We start from the raw sequence: 14,450 nt of genomic DNA on the forward strand, positions 1-14,450 counted from the left end.
CGGACGCTCTCAACTGACATGATTGCGCTCGACGGTCAGATGCGGAAAGCCGGTATCGGCTGACGCGGCGAGATCGCCCGTGGCCGGATCGGCCCAGCGCTGCCCTACAATGGCGCCATTGCGTGCGCCGTCGATGACATTGTCGGAGATGATGGCGGTTCCGGCACCGTCGACCACGCTGACGACGATGCCGGTGCCAGCCTTGCGGATGATGTTGCCGGTGGCCACGACGTTGCGCAGATACGGTCCCCAGCCGATCGATATGCCGTAGAGCGGCGCGTTCTCGATGACGTTGTTGGACACTGTGGTGTCGGCCTCGACGCCGATGCCGACGCCGAATCCCGGCGGGTCGGCGGGGTAGGGGCCTGATGTCGACAGGTTGCGCACGATGTTGCCCGAGCAAACACCCATGCGTCCGCCTTCGTTGAAATTGACGATCGAGATGCCGTTGGCGGCACCATCGACGATGTTGTTGCTGATAACGGCGCCCTCGAACGAGAATTCGGAATAGACCGCCGTTTCGCCGGAACGCATGCAAGTGTTGCTCGATACTTGCAGATTGCTGGCGCTGTTGGCGCGGATGGCGGAGAATGCGCAGTCCGAAACGATGTTGCCGGAGACGATCACGTTGGCGGCGCGGAAGGCATTGATGCCATTGCCGTTCTGGCCAGTGCCGCCGCCGCGCGCCGCGATGCGTTCGACCCGGTTGCCGGTGACGATAGTGCCGTCCTCCGCCGCCTGCCAGCGGTGCACGAGGATGCCGCCATTGGCGCAGTCGGAGACGGTGTTGCCTGTGATCGCCAGCCCTGCGGCCTCGACCGAATAGATGCCGGCGTCCGCCGCTCCGGATATTTCCGTGCGCTCGACCCGGCCCGCCGCGTGCTCGAGCGCCAGCCCGTTCTTGCCGCTGCCGGTTATCTGGCAATTATCGACGATGAGATGCGCCACGCGGCGCAGATCGAGCAGTCCTTGCGCGTAGTCGCCCATCGAGCGGTTTGAGCCGTCGAGGACCAGGCCGCTGAGCTCGATGTGATCGGCTTGTTCGGCCATGAACAGGTGGCCGTCGCCACCATAGACGATGCGCGTTGCGCCAGGCACGCCGGTAAGGCGCACCCGGCCGGGCAGCGTCAGGTTGGACACGACATAGGTGCCGGGCTGCAGGAAAACCGGCATGTCGCGATCGCTGGCCTCGCGCAGCAGCTTGGCGAAAGCCTTGCTCTGATCGTCAAAGGTGCCGGGTTGCACGCCAAGCTCGGTGGCGTTGATCGATCCGCGCATCGAGGCTTTCTCGACGCCGGGCAATCTCGCGGCGGCTGCCTTGCCCAGCGAAAGCCCGAACACGGCAAAACCGGCTGTCCGGACAAGCAGCTTGCGTCTGTTCAACATCGGCACAGGTCCTGGCTTTTGCCGTCTAGTGGCAGGATTCGTGCCAGTCAGGCACCTGCGTCCCCGGCGAGGGCAATGACTTGTGAAGTCGTGAGGGCGGGCATAAGTTCAAGGAATGAGCAGAGCCTTTACCCGCGAGGAAGACAGCGAAAACGCCATCGCAGGCGTCGGCGAACGGCCGATCAGTCAACACCGCAACCTGGTGACGGAGCGTGGCCTGGCAATGATCGACGAGAATCTGGCCGATCTGCGCGACATATTGGCCAAAGCCGAGCGGCGGGGAGACCGCGAGCGCATCGCACTGGTATCTCGCGACCTGCGCTATTGGACCGCGCGGCGCGAAAGTGCCGAGCTTTCGGTGCCCGAGCCCGGGAGCGACGTCATCCGCTTCGGCATGGGCGCCACGCTCGAAGCCGACGACGGCAAGAAGGTGCACTGGAAGATCGTCGGCGAGGACGAGGCTGACCCATCGAAAGGCAGCATTTCCCATGTATCGCCAATGGCGATTGCTTTGTTTGGCAAGAAGGTCGGCGATGTCGCCACCGTCAATGGCAAGGAATGGGAAATCGTCAAGCTGAGCGCGGGCGGCTGAACCCCAACATCAGTCCTCGGTCTTCACGATGTGGTCGCGAAAAAATGCGGCGGCACCCGCTTCATCGATCTCGCCGGCGGCGATAGCCATCACGAATTCATAAAGCGTGCCGTTGTCCGCCGTCAGGACGTGACCGTTGACGATCAGGAAGGCGCCGGCGGCGACAATAGCCGTGCGTTTGTTGCCGTCGACAAAGGCATGATTTCTGGCAATGCCGAAGACATAGGCTGCTGCAAGATCTGCAATCGACGGAGTGCCGTAATTAGCCTTGTTCTCGGCCCGGGCCAGTGCCGATTCAAGTGCATTTTCATCCCGCAAACCTTGTGCGCCGCCATGCCGGCGCAATTGTTCGGCATGCATCGCCTCCACCGCGCGGCGCGACAGGAACTCCCAGTTCATTCGGCGAGCTTCTGAAGCGCGACCTTGTACTTGTCCATGACCTTGCGAGCAGCTTCCATCTGCCGCTCGAAACTATCGTCGACCGGTTTGAGGACGATGTCCTTGTCTGTTTCGAGAACCTGAAGCTGATCACCGGCTTTGAGATTCAGGCGGTCGAGTAGCTCCTTGGGCAGGATCACACCTTCGGAATTGCCGATCTTGCGAATGGTGGTGTTCATGCTGGATTGCTCCTGTTGCAACGTCAATTATAACTCGACCGCAGCACCGTTGCAACAGATATTATAACTTACGAATGGGAGGAAGGCCCGGACACACTCGTTGCCGATAACTCAGGACGCCAGCAGCCGGTCGATCAGCCGCTCCGCTGCTTCCGGGATCACGGTACCGGGCGGGAAGATTTCCGCCGCACCCGCTTGCAGCACGGCATCATAGTCCTGCGGAGGGATCACGCCGCCGGCAATGATCAGCATGTCGCTGTGGCCGAGCCTCTTCAGCGCATCCCTGAGTTCCGGGATGAGCGTCAGATGTCCCGCCGCCAGCGACGACGCGCCGACAATGTGCACATCCTGCTCGTGGGCGAGCTTCGCGATCTCCTCCGGCGTCTGGAACATGGCGCCGACGGTGACGTCGAAGCCGAGGTCGGCAAAGGCTGTGGCGATCACCTTCTGGCCGCGGTCATGTCCGTCCTGTCCCATTTTGGCGACCAGGATGCGCGGCTTGCCGCCGGTCTTCTTTTCGAACGCGCCGATCTTCTCCTGCAGCCGGTCGACGGCCGGATTGTCGCCGAGCGCCTGGCGGTAGACGCCGGAAATCGTCTGCACCGACGCGATGTGGCGGCCAAAGACCTTTTCCAGCGCCAGCGAAATCTCCCCGACCGTCGCATTGGCGCGCGCGGCGTGGATGGCGAATTCGAGCAGGTTCTCGCCGCTCTCGGCCGCGCGGGAGAGCGCTGCGAGCGCATTCTCGAGCACCGCGACGTCGCGCGTGCCCTTCAGCCGCTGCAGCTTCGATAGCTGCCGGGCTCTTACCTCGGCATTGTCGATCTTCAAGACGTCGACTTCGATATCCGCACCGGGCCGGTGCGCGTTGACGCCGACCAGCACCTGCTCGCCTGAATCGATGCGCGCCTGGGTGCGGGCGGCCGCCTCTTCGATGCGCAGCTTGGGAATGCCCTTCTCGGTGGCCGCGGCCATGCCGCCGAGCGCCTCGACCTCCTCGACATGGGCAAGCGCACGCGCTGCCAGATCATGCGTCAGCCTCTCGAGATAAGCCGAACCGCCCCACGGATCGATGATGCGCGTGGTGCCGGATTCCTTTTGCAGGATCAGCTGCGTGTTGCGGGCGATACGGGCCGAATGATCCGTCGGCAGCGCCATGGCCTCGTCGAAGGAATTGGTGTGCAGCGATTGTGTATGACCCTGTGTGGCGGCCATCGCCTCGATCATCGTGCGGATGATGTTGTTGTAGGGATCCTGCGCCGTCAGCGACCAGCCAGAAGTCTGGCAGTGGGTGCGCAAGGACAGCGAACGCTCGTCCTTCGGCGAAAAATTCTTCATCATCAGGCTTGACCACAGCAGCCGCGCCGCCCTGAGCTTGGCGACTTCCATGAAGAAGTTCATGCCAACAGCCCAGAAGAAGGACAGGCGCGGGGCGAAGCGGTCGATGTCGAGCCCGGCCGCGACGCCGGCGCGGGCATATTCGATTCCGTCGGCAATCGTATAGGCGAGCTCCAGGTCCGCCGTCGCGCCGGCCTCCTGCATATGGTAGCCGGAGATCGAGATCGAGTTGAATTTCGGCATATGCCTGGATGTGTAGGAGAAGATGTCCGACACGATCCGCATCGAGGGCTTCGGCGGATAGATATAGGTGTTGCGGACCATGAACTCCTTCAGAATGTCGTTCTGAATGGTCCCTGCGAGATCCTTCTGCGCAACCCCTTGTTCCTCGGCCGCCACGATGTAGAGCGCCATGATCGGCAGCACCGCGCCGTTCATGGTCATCGACACCGTCATCTCGCCGAGCGGAATGCCGTCGAAGAGCTGGCGCATGTCGAGGATGGAATCGATGGCCACGCCCGCCATTCCGACATCGCCGGCCACCCGCGGATGATCGCTGTCATAGCCGCGGTGCGTGGCGAGATCGAAGGCGACCGACAGGCCTTTCTGGCCGGCGGCAAGATTGCGCCTATAGAAGGCGTTGGACTCTTCCGCCGTCGAGAAACCGGCATATTGCCGGATCGTCCACGGCTGCTGGACATACATGGTCGGATAGGGTCCGCGCACGAAGGGCGGCATGCCCGGATAGGTGTCGAGATGCGGCAGCCCCTTGAGATCGCCCTGATTGTACAGATGTTTGACGGCAAGGCCTTCCGGCGTCATCCGCTGGCCCTTGATCTCGACCGGCGCCCGCCGCGGCGGCGCCCAGCCGACCTGGCTGAAATCCGGAATCAAGAAGCGGCTCCGATCGATTGATCGATGCGGACCGGAAACAGCGGCTCGCACATGACGATGCCTTCCGTGAAGGCAGGTCGCCGCTCCGCGGCCAGCGTCTCGACAGCGCGCTCGGTTTTCTGCGGATAGAGCGTGGCGCCGACGATGGCGCGCTCGCGGGATCGGAAGGCGGCAGCACGCCGGGCGGCGGCGGTGCGAACACGTTCCTGTATGCGTCCGTCCTGAAGGCTGGACAGCACGCCGCCCTCGGCCTCGATCGCCTGCAACTCGGACCAGGCCGCTTCGCAGAGGCCAGCGGTGAGCGCTTCGACGCCACCGGAGCCGCAGGCGGGATCGGCGACCTGATCGATGTGGCTTTCATTGGCCATGATCAACTGCGCATTACGGGCCACGCGGCGTGCGAAAGGCGCCGGCAGGCCATGCGCGACGGTGTGCGGCAGGATGGCGATCGAATCGGCTCCGCCCGCCGCCGCGGCGAAGCAGGCGATCGTCGTGCGCAGGATGTTGGTCTCCGGGTCCAATGCCGTCATCATCCGAAACGACGTCTCGGCGTGAATATTGGCCGTCGAAGTCGGGATCGAGCAGGCTTCTTGGACGCGAGCCCACAGCCTGCGCAAGGCCCTGACCTTGGCCATCGACAGGAACTGATCCTGGTCGGCGCTCAGCGCAAACCCGATATGGGGCGCTGCGTAGACGAGCGGTTGCCGTGCTTTCTCGAACATCCTGAGATAGGAGACGGCCGAAGCGAGCATGATGCCAAGCTCCTGCGCCTCCGTGGCGCCGGCATTGTGGAACACCCGCCCATCCGCCTCGAGCAGCACGCCGGGCACGCCCATCGAAAAGAAATGTGCCAGCGATTGCGGCATGGATTCCTGCAGCGCCTCGATCGACATGCGCAACCGGCCGGTTCCGGCCAGGATCGCCGCCGGATCGATGCCGAAGGAGAGGTTGAGCTTTGCCGGATCGGAGCGGCGCTTGCCAAGGAACGCCACCAGCCAGTCGGCCATGGGGCGGCTCCATGGGTGGGCGTCGATCCGGATCTGGACGCGGTTTAACGGGATGCCGTCCAGAACCGTCTCCAGCGCCTGCGCCGTTCTCGGCAGGCCGTAGCCGAAGGCGTTCGGGGCACCTTCGAAGACGAGCGACAATCCCGTCGCGCCCTGCGCGACGTCCTCCAGCGCCTGGGCTTTGGCGCGACCAATGTCGGGATCGTCGATGCGCTGGCTGACGATCCACGGCGATCCGGGGTTGGCGCGCACGATCGGCTCGGCCGCCGCCGCGCGCTCATAAAGCGGTTCCACGCGGATGCCGTCATCGGTGTGCGAGACCAGTTTTTCCTCGAAAGATGCGCCGGCGAGCGCCTTTTCAGCCAGGGCCAGCCATCGCTGCCGGTCGGCATTCGGAACTTCGTTATCCCTGGTCAAGGCTCCGGCGCTCATCCACTGTCCTCGTCACTATGCGGCCGCATCAGCCTGGAGCACTTCAGTCTACGGGTCCCGGTGCGATACCGCAATGCAATGCGCTTCCAAGACTCGAATTCGATCCCTCGAGCGTACACCAGCCTTCGAGCACGAAGCATGAACGATTGCCAAACATGGGCAAAATCCGCAAGCTCCAAAAAAGGCCATTTTCGCCGATCGCCATTGTCGCTGTGCAAGGCCCCCACTATACCTTCGGGCGAAGGGCTGGTTTTTATACACAGCAGTTGCGGAGACCGGACATATGGCTGACGACACCATTTTCATCGGCGCCAGCCGCAAGCCCGACGACAGCTATCAGCGTCCCGAAAACCTGCTTTTGCACTATGGCAACCGTCACGGCCTGGTGACCGGTGCCACCGGCACCGGCAAGACGGTCACCTTGCAAATATTGGCCGAGGGATTCTCCAATGCCGGCGTGCCGGTGTTCTGCGCCGACATCAAGGGCGATCTCTCCGGTATAGCCATGATCGGCACGGCGCAGGATTTCCTGGTCAAGCGCGCCGAGCAGGTCAAGCTCGCCCCCTATGACTTCCAGGAATTCCCCGTCATCTTCTGGGATCTGTTCGGCGAACAGGGCCACCCCATCCGCGCCACCATCTCCGAGATGGGCCCGCTGCTCTTGTCGCGGTTGATGAATCTGTCCGAAGCCCAGGAAGGGATCATGAACATCGCCTTCCGCATCGCCGATGAGGAAGGCCTGCTGCTGCTCGACCTCAAGGACCTGCAGGCGCTGCTCGCCAATATCGCCGGGCGCGCCGAAGAGATCAGCGCCCGCTACGGCAATGTGACGAAACCCTCGGTCGGCGCCATCCAGCGCACGCTGCTGGTGCTGGAGCAGCAGGGGGCGGCGAATTTCTTCGGCGAGCCGGCATTGCGCATCGCCGACATCATGCGCACCACCCGCGACGGCCGCGGCGCCATCAGCGTGCTGGCCGCCGACAAGCTGATGATGAATCCGCGACTCTACGCGACGTTCCTGCTTTGGCTGATGTCGGAACTGTTCGAGGAGCTGCCCGAAGTGGGCGATCCCGACAAGCCGAAGCTGGTCTTCTTCTTCGACGAGGCACATCTGCTTTTCGACGACGCGCCGAAGGTGCTGATCGACCGCGTCGAGCAGGTGGTGCGTCTGATCCGCTCGAAGGGGGTCGGCGTCTATTTCGTCACGCAGAACCCTCTGGATATTCCTGAGAAGGTTCTGGCCCAGCTCGGCAACCGGGTCCAGCATGCGTTGCGCGCCTACACGCCGCGCGAGCAGCAGGCGGTAAGGACCGCGGCCGAGACGTTCCGGCCAAATCCGGATTTCGATTGCGCGACCGTGATCACGCAACTGGGCACCGGCGAAGCGCTGGTTTCAGTGCTGGAAGCCAAGGGCATCCCGTCCATGGTCCAGCGCACGCTGATCCGTCCGCCATCGTCACGACTTGGGCCCATAACCCCAGCCGAGCGGCGGAAGCTGATCCAGGAAAGCCCGGTGATCGGTCAGTACGATGAGGGTGTCGATCGCGAATCGGCTTTCGAGATGCTGCAGAAAAAGGCCAAGGACGCGGCGGATGCCGAGGCACAGCAGGCCGACGCCGGCCGTTCACGCTGGACCATTCCGGGCTTCGGCAATGATGCTCCGCCGCCGCAACCCGGCGGCAGACGCCCGCCTCAACCACGCCCGTCCAACCGCCAGACGGTGGCGGAAGCCGCGATCAAGTCGGTGGTGCGCTCTGTCGGCTCGTCGGTCGGCCGCGCCATCGTGCGCGGGATACTCGGGAGTCTGTCGAGGGGCAGATAGGGAAGCGCGATCGCGCAACGGCCATGCAGGGACAGGCTGATGTGGAGGTGAAGGCGGCGAGTCGCCGCATTCACCCTCGCTCCCATCAGAAAATCGCGTCGCTCACCGCTTTCACCGGGCCAAGCAGCACCGATCCGTCCGGCACGCCGGCATCGATCGGGATGGCTTTGTGATTCGCGGTCGCCACCATGGGCTGGCTGGCGTCGCTGGTCACGATGACCGGGGTCTTCGAAGGCACGCGATCATATAGGTCTATAATGTCCTGGTTCATCAGGCGCACGCAGCCCGACGACACCGACTTGCCGATCGAACGCCATTCCGGCGAGCCGTGCAGCCGGTAGAGCGTGTCGACGTTGCCCTGGAAGAGATAGAGCGCACGTGCACCGAGCGGGTTTTTCAGCCCGCCCGGCATACCGCCATTGTCAGCGCTGTATTGCCTCAGTTCCGGCTGCCGGGCGATCATCTCGTCCGGCGGCGTCCATTTCGGCCACTTCTGTTTCCACTGGACGACGGCATCGCCCGACCATTCGAAGCCGGCGCGGCCGAGGCCGACGCCGTAGCGGATCGCCTGGCCGCCCGGACGAACCAGATAGAGGAAGTGGCCGGTCGTATCGACGACGATGGTTCCCGGCTTCTGGCCGGTCGGGTCGGGCACGATCTGGCGCAGGAATTGCGGATCGATCCTGTCGACGGGAATGGCCGGCACTTCGAAACCGCCATCGCTGACGGCGGCGTACATCGTCACGTAGTCGGCGAGCGGCGGCTCGACATAGGCCGGTGGCGGTGGCTCGACTGGCCCGGACCCGGTGGTGGCGCATGCGGAAACCGCGATCGAGGCGGCGCCCAGGGCTGCGGCATTGAGAAAGCCGCGACGGCTCAGGCGATAGGATTCGATTTCGGCTGGGAACATGGTTGCCTTCTTTAAGTCTGAAATCGCAACAAAGCGTGAATATGCCGACCGTTGCGAGGTGCCTGATCAACACTTGGGCGCGATAGGCGGTTCCGAATCTGGCCTCAAGGTGGACAAACAAAGGCGAAGCTGTGACCGCGTCGCCACTGTGGCGCTACGGTCACAGAAGTGTGCGGCCTAGAGCGAAAACCAGGATTACCTTTGGGACGCATGCGTTAGCCACCTGTGACAAGGGCATCGAGCGACGGCAGGATCAGGGCCGGTGGAAAATCCCGATACTCCTCCGGCTGGTTGGAGCGGTTGATCCACACGGTGCGGAAGCCGAACTTGGTCGCGCCGGCAATGTCCCAGCGGTTGGACGACTGGAAGGAGACCGCACCTGGATAGAGGCGCCAGCCTGTCGTGACCATGTCGTAGACCGACGGGTCGGTCTTGAAGCGCCGCACCGCATCGACGGAATAGATATCGTCCAGCACCTGGTCGAGCGCCGCGGATTTGACCGCTGCCTCAAGCATCTCCGGCGAACCGTTGGACAGGATTGCCAGCTTGGCACCAGACGCCTTCAGCGCCTTCAGCACGGCGGGCACTTCCGCATAGCAGTCCAGCCGCCAATAGGCATCCAGCAATGCCGCCTTGAGGCCGGGATCGGCAGAGGGCACCTTGTGCAACGCGAAATCAAGTGCCTGCTCGGTGAGTTGCCAAAAATCGGCATAGGCGCCCATCAACGTACGCACCCAGGAATATTCGAGTTGCTTGGCGCGCCAGATCTCGGACAGCAACTGGCCGTCCGGTCCGATGGCGTCGGCGTGGCGGCGCACGGCGGCATGAACATCGAACAGTGTGCCGTAGGCGTCGAAAACATAAGCGGCGTATTGCATGGCAACAGTTTTGAGGCGAGGCGGGGCAAGGTGCAAGTCTTGATTGCAGCGCGCCGTCCGTGGCCTCAACAAAACTCCCCGATGCTGGTTGACGACGCCGGCCAAAGCGTCATCCAATGCTGCAACACGAGATTGATCGGAACGGGACAAAGCAATGACACTGGCGGCTGCCGCACTTTCCGCGACATGGACTTTCGTCGACGGCGACTGGTACGAGGGCAATGTCGCCGTTTTGGGCCCGCGCAGCCACGCAATGTGGCTCGGCACCAGCGTGTTCGACGGCGCCCGCTGGTTCGAGGGCGTCGCTCCCGATCTTGAGCTTCATGCCGCGCGCGTGAATGCCTCGGCGATCGCGCTCGGTCTCAAGCCTTCGATGACGGCCGAGAAGATCGTCGGACTGACCTGGGACGGATTGAAGAAATTCGATGGCAAGACGGCTGTCTATATCAGGCCGATGTATTGGGCCGAGCACGGCGGCTATATGGGCGTGCCGGCCGATCCCGCCTCGACCCGTTTCTGCCTGTGCCTCTACGAATCGCCGATGATCTCGCCGACCGGCTTTTCCGTGACGGTTTCGCCGTTCCGGCGCCCGACTATCGAAACCATGCCGACCAACGCCAAGGCCGGCTGCCTCTATCCCAACAATGGCCGTGCCATCCTCGAAGCCAAGATGCGCGGCTTCGACAACGCCCTGGTGCTCGACATGCTGGGCAACGTCGCCGAGACCGGAACCTCGAACATCTTCCTGGTCAAGGACGGCCACGTCCTGACGCCGGCGCCGAACGGCACCTTCCTGTCCGGCATCACCCGCTCGCGCACGATGACGTTGCTTGGCGAGTACGGGTTCAAGACCACCGAAAAGGCGCTGTCGGTGCGTGAATTCCTCGAGGCGGATGAGATTTTTTCGACCGGCAACCATTCCAAGGTCATTCCGATCACGCGCATCGAGGACCGCAGCCTGCAGCCCGGGCCGGTGGCCAAGAAGGCGCGGGAGCTCTATTGGGATTGGGCGCATTCGACGTCGGCGGGCTGATCCGTCCAGACTTTTCGTCGCAATGCGCCCGGTTTCCGGAAACTGTGTGACAGTTCTCCGGAACCCGCTTAGAAAGAGCACCCGGCGCTTCACTTTTCGGAGTTGTCCGAACCCAATCCAGACCTATCTTAGTCCGGTATCGACACCGGATTTTCCTTGAGGGAGTACCTTCCATGGCTTTTGAATTGCCCGCTCTGCCTTACGACTATGAGGCCTTGCAGCCCTACATGTCGAAAGAGACGCTGGAATATCACCACGACAAGCACCACAAGGCCTATGTCGACAACGGCAACAAGCTTGCAGCCGAAGCCGGCCTTGGCGATCTGTCGGTAGAAGAGGTGGTCAAGCAGTCGTTCGGCAAGAATGCCGGCCTCTTCAACAATGCCGCCCAGCACTACAATCACATCCATTTCTGGAAGTGGATGAAAAAGGGCGGCGGCGGCAACAAGCTGCCGGGCGCGTTGCAGGAGGCTTTCGACAGCGATCTGGGCGGCTACGACAAATTCAAGGCCGACTTCATCGCCGCCGGCACGACCCAGTTCGGTTCCGGCTGGGCCTGGGTTTCGGTCAAGGATGGCAAGCTGGCGATCTCGAAGACGCCGAACGGCGAGAATCCCCTCGTCCATGGCGCGGCGCCGATTCTCGGCGTCGATGTCTGGGAGCACTCCTATTACATCGACTATCGCAACGCCCGGCCGAAATATCTCGAGGCCTTCGTCGACAGCCTGATCAACTGGGATCATGTTCTCGAACTCTACGAAAAAGCGAAAGCTTGATTGAGATTCAGAAAGCCCCGGCACTCCCGGGGCTTTTCTTTTTCTGTGCCGAGATCCCACAGCAAAGGTCTGCAAAATCGTCGGGGGAAGGGAATATTCCTCCCGCCACGTCCGTTAACGTCCTGTCCCGAAATGCCCTCATCATGGAGCTAATTGAATGAGAAAGCTTGTCGTCGCCATCTCTATGCTCGCGTTCGCCGGTTCGGCGGCCTTTGCCGACCCGATCCTCGACCGCCAGGCCCTGATGAAGGAACGCGGGAAGATCGTCGGCGGCCTGTCGAAAGTGGTCAAGGGTGAGGAGCCCTTTGATGCCGCCGCCGTACTGACTGCGCTGCAGGCGCTCCAGGCGAACGCGGAAAAATTCGACGCCGACGTCCTGTTCCCGGCGGGCAGCGACACGGGCGACACCACGGCGGCGCCGAAGATCTGGCAAGACATGGCCGGTTTCAAGGCGACAGAAGACAAGTATCTTGCCGACGTCAAGGCCGCGGTCGCCGCCGCCCCAGCCGACGTGGATTCCCTGAAGACGCAAATCGGCGTCATCGGCTCCGACTGCGGCACCTGCCACAAGGGCTACAGGGTCAAGAAAGGCTAATCGCCGGCCATGGCATGGCTGAGGAAGTTTGTCGGCGCCGCACTCGTGCTCGGCGGCGTCGGCGCGGTTGCCGCGTGGACGCTTTCGGCGCCGGTGAAGCTCGATGCGGAAACCCTGGCCAAGCTCGCGCCTGGTGACGCGGCCAGGGGCAAGCGCATTTTTTATGCCGGCGGCTGCACCTCCTGCCATGCAAAACCCGGTTCGAAAGGCGATGAGCGGCTCGAACTGGTCGGCGGCCTTGAACTCAAGACTCCGTTTGGCACGTTTGTGCCGCCCAACATTTCGCAAGACCCCAAGGACGGCATCGGCGCGTGGTCGGCCGAGGATCTCGCCAATGCCATGCTGAAGGGTGTCTCGCCGTCGGGCGAGCATTTCTATCCGGCATTTCCCTATACGTCCTACGCGCGCATGAAGCCCGCCGACATTGCCGATCTCTATGCCTTCCTGAAGACGCTGCCGGCGGTTGCCGGCCGAGCGCCGGCCAATTCGTTGAGTTTTCCGTTCAACATCCGTCGCGGCATCGGCTTGTGGAAACGGCTCTATCTCAGCGAGCAGCCTGTTGTGTCCCTGCCCGAAGGCGCGCCTGGTCCTGTGATTGCCGGTCGCTACCTGGTCGAGGGACCGGGTCATTGCGGCGAATGTCACACACCGCGTGACCTTGCGGGGGGGACAAAGAAGAGCGAGTGGCTGGCTGGAGCCACAGCCGCCGAAGGCAGCGGCATCGTCCCCAATATCACCTCCGGGGAGGGCGGCATCGGCGACTGGTCGCAGGCCGATATCGCCAACTATCTCGAAACCGGCTTCACGCCCGATTTCGATTCCGTTGGCGGGGCCATGGTCGACGTGCAGAGGAACATGGCCGAACTGGCGCCCGAGGACCGCGCGGCGATCGCGGCCTATCTCAAGGCGGTTCCGCCGCATCCGAACGGCTATCCGGCGCGCAAAAAACCGGCGAGCTGACTACGGGTGGCGATCGCCCAGGAAGTCGAAGCCCGCCGCGAAGAAATGATTGTAGTTGCAGGTCAGTTCCTCGCCGGCCGCGATGTCGCGCAACGCAAAGCTTTCCTCCGGCGAGGATACGTCGCAATTCGGCTCGTCGGCGTGGTTCATGTAGCGTGCATCGTCGGCCTCGAAGACGATGTAGTTCGGATCTCGCCTGTCCGGATAGGCATAGCGATCGAGATAGCTCTTCACCGGTCCTGTCTGGCTCTCATAGGTCTCGACCTCGATGAGCCGGTCGAATCTCGGATCCAGCTTCCAGATCATCGTGCCGCGGGAAATGGGATTCTTGGCAAAGACACCAATGCCCTGGATGGGGGATTTGTCGAGATAGACGTCGACGAGCAGCATGGCAGGCCCTTGTGCGATTGTGGGCTGTCATGGCCCGGGACAAAACGCGCCTTGGGTAGCGCGCGGGCATCGCAATTGCGAGCGAAAACCAGCAACACGGAATTCAAAAACCAATGATTGCCCGGCTCGCCGAGAAGGCCGCGCCGGTCACCGTTTCGCGTCAGCGCTGCTGAAGCGCCAGCCGCACGCCCAGGCCGCAATAGATGCCGCCGACAATCTTGCCCTGCCATTTTAACACCGTGGGATTTCGACGCAGGAAAGTGCCAAGCCCGCCTGCGCTCACCGCGAAAACCACTGTGCTGAAGAGGCCCAGCAGAACAAAGATGATCCCCAATACCGCCAGCTGGAGCATGACCGATCCGTTTTCGGGCCGGACGAACTGTGGCAGGAACGCGAGGAAGAAAAGCGCCGTCTTGGGGTTGAGCATCTCAGTCAGTATGGCTTGCCGAAACGCCTTGCCCGCTGAGATTGGGAACCTGCCGGCGGCGAGATCGGCCGGCGTCTTTTCCATGATCGCGCGAATGCCGAGATAAACGAGATATGCCGCACCGAGATACTTCACGGCGCTGAACAACACCGCCGATGCGGCGACGATCGCCGAGATGCCGACCATGGCCGTGAAGGTGTGAAACACGTCGCCGGCCGCGATCCCTGCGCCGGTTGCGATGCCGGCTTTGGTTCCCGAACTCGTTGCCCGCGCGACCGTCAGCAGCGTGGCGGGGCCGGGAATAAACACAAAACCGAGCACCACGGCGACATAGGTGGTCAATGTGGCCAGGTCGATCATTGCTCGCATCCTCCTCGGCGTTCGTCGCCGATC

Annotated in this window: 15 protein-coding genes; 6 read left to right on the top strand and 9 right to left on the bottom strand. The window is 62.7% G+C overall.

The window, feature by feature from the left end; translation table 11 throughout:
• Window positions 1–9: 9 nt before the first annotated feature.
• The gene (locus tag FJ942_RS02635) at window positions 10–1,386 is read right to left on the bottom strand and encodes a TIGR03808 family TAT-translocated repetitive protein (RefSeq protein ID WP_140897173.1); all 1,377 of its coding nucleotides are present in this window, start codon (window positions 1,384–1,386) and stop codon (window positions 10–12) included.
• Between the two features lie 115 nt (window positions 1,387–1,501).
• Here FJ942_RS02635 and greA point away from each other — a divergent pair, with 115 nt between their 5' ends.
• On the top strand, window positions 1,502–1,978 hold the full coding sequence (gene greA, locus FJ942_RS02640; RefSeq protein WP_140494772.1) for a transcription elongation factor GreA: 477 nt from the start codon (window positions 1,502–1,504) through the stop codon (window positions 1,976–1,978).
• A gap of 9 nt (window positions 1,979–1,987) precedes the next feature.
• Here the strand turns inward: greA and FJ942_RS02645 are convergent, their stop codons facing one another.
• The 4 genes from FJ942_RS02645 to FJ942_RS02660 all read right to left on the bottom strand — a co-directional run bounded on the left by FJ942_RS02645 (window position 1,988) and on the right by FJ942_RS02660 (window position 6,266).
• Window positions 1,988–2,377, bottom strand: coding sequence for a type II toxin-antitoxin system death-on-curing family toxin (locus FJ942_RS02645; RefSeq protein WP_140494770.1), 390 nt, complete (start codon window positions 2,375–2,377; stop codon window positions 1,988–1,990).
• Window positions 2,374–2,595: an AbrB/MazE/SpoVT family DNA-binding domain-containing protein gene (locus FJ942_RS02650; protein ID WP_140494768.1), complete on the bottom strand. Its 222-nt coding sequence runs from the start codon at window positions 2,593–2,595 to the stop codon at window positions 2,374–2,376. Before FJ942_RS02650 ends, FJ942_RS02645 begins: the two co-directional genes overlap by 4 nt.
• A gap of 111 nt (window positions 2,596–2,706) precedes the next feature.
• The gene (gene scpA / locus FJ942_RS02655) at window positions 2,707–4,827 is read right to left on the bottom strand and encodes a methylmalonyl-CoA mutase (RefSeq protein ID WP_140897174.1); all 2,121 of its coding nucleotides are present in this window, start codon (window positions 4,825–4,827) and stop codon (window positions 2,707–2,709) included.
• A complete protein-coding gene (locus FJ942_RS02660; protein ID WP_140897175.1) occupies window positions 4,824–6,266 on the bottom strand; it encodes a methylmalonyl-CoA mutase subunit beta in 1,443 nt (480 codons plus the stop codon). The genes scpA and FJ942_RS02660 overlap by 4 nt, the downstream gene beginning before the upstream one ends.
• Before the next feature lie 283 nt (window positions 6,267–6,549).
• Between FJ942_RS02660 and FJ942_RS02665 the strand changes: the two genes are divergently transcribed.
• The gene (locus FJ942_RS02665) at window positions 6,550–8,088 is read left to right on the top strand and encodes a helicase HerA-like C-terminal domain-containing protein (protein ID WP_140897176.1); all 1,539 of its coding nucleotides are present in this window, start codon (window positions 6,550–6,552) and stop codon (window positions 8,086–8,088) included.
• Window positions 8,089–8,173: 85 nt separating this feature from the next.
• On the opposite strand, the gene FJ942_RS02670 is transcribed toward FJ942_RS02665, so the two are convergent.
• Both FJ942_RS02670 and FJ942_RS02675 read right to left on the bottom strand, forming a co-directional pair.
• Complete coding sequence (locus FJ942_RS02670) at window positions 8,174–8,998, bottom strand: L,D-transpeptidase (RefSeq protein WP_140494760.1); 825 nt, start codon at window positions 8,996–8,998, stop codon at window positions 8,174–8,176.
• Between the two features lie 215 nt (window positions 8,999–9,213).
• Window positions 9,214–9,876, bottom strand: coding sequence for a haloacid dehalogenase type II (locus tag FJ942_RS02675; protein WP_140494758.1), 663 nt, complete (start codon window positions 9,874–9,876; stop codon window positions 9,214–9,216).
• A gap of 154 nt (window positions 9,877–10,030) precedes the next feature.
• Between FJ942_RS02675 and FJ942_RS02680 the strand changes: the two genes are divergently transcribed.
• The 4 genes from FJ942_RS02680 (at window position 10,031) to FJ942_RS02695 (ending at window position 13,240) form a co-directional block, all read left to right on the top strand.
• Window positions 10,031–10,909 carry a branched-chain amino acid aminotransferase gene (locus tag FJ942_RS02680; RefSeq protein WP_140517955.1) on the top strand — a complete coding sequence of 293 codons (879 nt, stop codon included), beginning with the start codon at window positions 10,031–10,033 and terminating at the stop codon, window positions 10,907–10,909.
• A gap of 173 nt (window positions 10,910–11,082) precedes the next feature.
• Window positions 11,083–11,685 (top strand): superoxide dismutase, encoded by a 603-nt coding sequence (locus tag FJ942_RS02685; protein ID WP_140567666.1) that lies wholly within the window; start codon window positions 11,083–11,085, stop codon window positions 11,683–11,685.
• A 157-nt stretch (window positions 11,686–11,842) separates the two neighbouring features.
• Window positions 11,843–12,280, top strand: a complete 438-nt coding sequence (locus FJ942_RS02690) for a cytochrome c (RefSeq protein WP_140559431.1) — start codon at window positions 11,843–11,845, stop codon at window positions 12,278–12,280.
• A gap of 9 nt (window positions 12,281–12,289) precedes the next feature.
• On the top strand, window positions 12,290–13,240 hold the full coding sequence (locus FJ942_RS02695) for a cytochrome c (RefSeq protein WP_140559432.1): 951 nt from the start codon (window positions 12,290–12,292) through the stop codon (window positions 13,238–13,240).
• On the opposite strand, the gene FJ942_RS02700 is transcribed toward FJ942_RS02695, so the two are convergent.
• Both FJ942_RS02700 and FJ942_RS02705 read right to left on the bottom strand, forming a co-directional pair.
• Window positions 13,241–13,630, bottom strand: a complete 390-nt coding sequence (locus FJ942_RS02700; protein ID WP_140494748.1) for an SET domain-containing protein-lysine N-methyltransferase — start codon at window positions 13,628–13,630, stop codon at window positions 13,241–13,243.
• A gap of 160 nt (window positions 13,631–13,790) precedes the next feature.
• Window positions 13,791–14,417, bottom strand: a complete 627-nt coding sequence (locus FJ942_RS02705; RefSeq protein WP_140517957.1) for a LysE family translocator — start codon at window positions 14,415–14,417, stop codon at window positions 13,791–13,793.
• Window positions 14,418–14,450: the final 33 nt, after the last annotated feature.

Origin of the sequence: Mesorhizobium sp. B2-4-2 (genome assembly GCF_006442845.1) — a bacterium.
Classification (GTDB): Bacteria; Pseudomonadota; Alphaproteobacteria; order Rhizobiales; family Rhizobiaceae; genus Mesorhizobium.

What these genes read in the sequence shown, in the direction of transcription:
- FJ942_RS02650 (WP_140494768.1), bottom strand. Translation starts at nt 2,595, where the DNA reads ATGAACACCACCATTCGCAAGATCGGCAATTCCGAAGGTGTGATCCTG.
- FJ942_RS02695 (WP_140559432.1), top strand. Translation starts at nt 12,290, where the DNA reads ATGGCATGGCTGAGGAAGTTTGTCGGCGCCGCACTCGTGCTCGGCGGC.
- FJ942_RS02690 (WP_140559431.1), top strand. Translation starts at nt 11,843, where the DNA reads ATGAGAAAGCTTGTCGTCGCCATCTCTATGCTCGCGTTCGCCGGTTCG.
- FJ942_RS02685 (WP_140567666.1), top strand. Translation starts at nt 11,083, where the DNA reads ATGGCTTTTGAATTGCCCGCTCTGCCTTACGACTATGAGGCCTTGCAG.
- FJ942_RS02675 (WP_140494758.1), bottom strand. Translation starts at nt 9,876, where the DNA reads ATGCAATACGCCGCTTATGTTTTCGACGCCTACGGCACACTGTTCGAT.
- FJ942_RS02645 (WP_140494770.1), bottom strand. Translation starts at nt 2,377, where the DNA reads ATGAACTGGGAGTTCCTGTCGCGCCGCGCGGTGGAGGCGATGCATGCC.
- greA (WP_140494772.1), top strand. Translation starts at nt 1,502, where the DNA reads ATGAGCAGAGCCTTTACCCGCGAGGAAGACAGCGAAAACGCCATCGCA.
- FJ942_RS02670 (WP_140494760.1), bottom strand. Translation starts at nt 8,998, where the DNA reads ATGTTCCCAGCCGAAATCGAATCCTATCGCCTGAGCCGTCGCGGCTTT.
- FJ942_RS02700 (WP_140494748.1), bottom strand. Translation starts at nt 13,630, where the DNA reads ATGCTGCTCGTCGACGTCTATCTCGACAAATCCCCCATCCAGGGCATT.
- FJ942_RS02665 (WP_140897176.1), top strand. Translation starts at nt 6,550, where the DNA reads ATGGCTGACGACACCATTTTCATCGGCGCCAGCCGCAAGCCCGACGAC.
- FJ942_RS02705 (WP_140517957.1), bottom strand. Translation starts at nt 14,417, where the DNA reads ATGATCGACCTGGCCACATTGACCACCTATGTCGCCGTGGTGCTCGGT.
- FJ942_RS02635 (WP_140897173.1), bottom strand. Translation starts at nt 1,386, where the DNA reads ATGTTGAACAGACGCAAGCTGCTTGTCCGGACAGCCGGTTTTGCCGTG.
- FJ942_RS02680 (WP_140517955.1), top strand. Translation starts at nt 10,031, where the DNA reads ATGACACTGGCGGCTGCCGCACTTTCCGCGACATGGACTTTCGTCGAC.
- FJ942_RS02660 (WP_140897175.1), bottom strand. Translation starts at nt 6,266, where the DNA reads ATGAGCGCCGGAGCCTTGACCAGGGATAACGAAGTTCCGAATGCCGAC.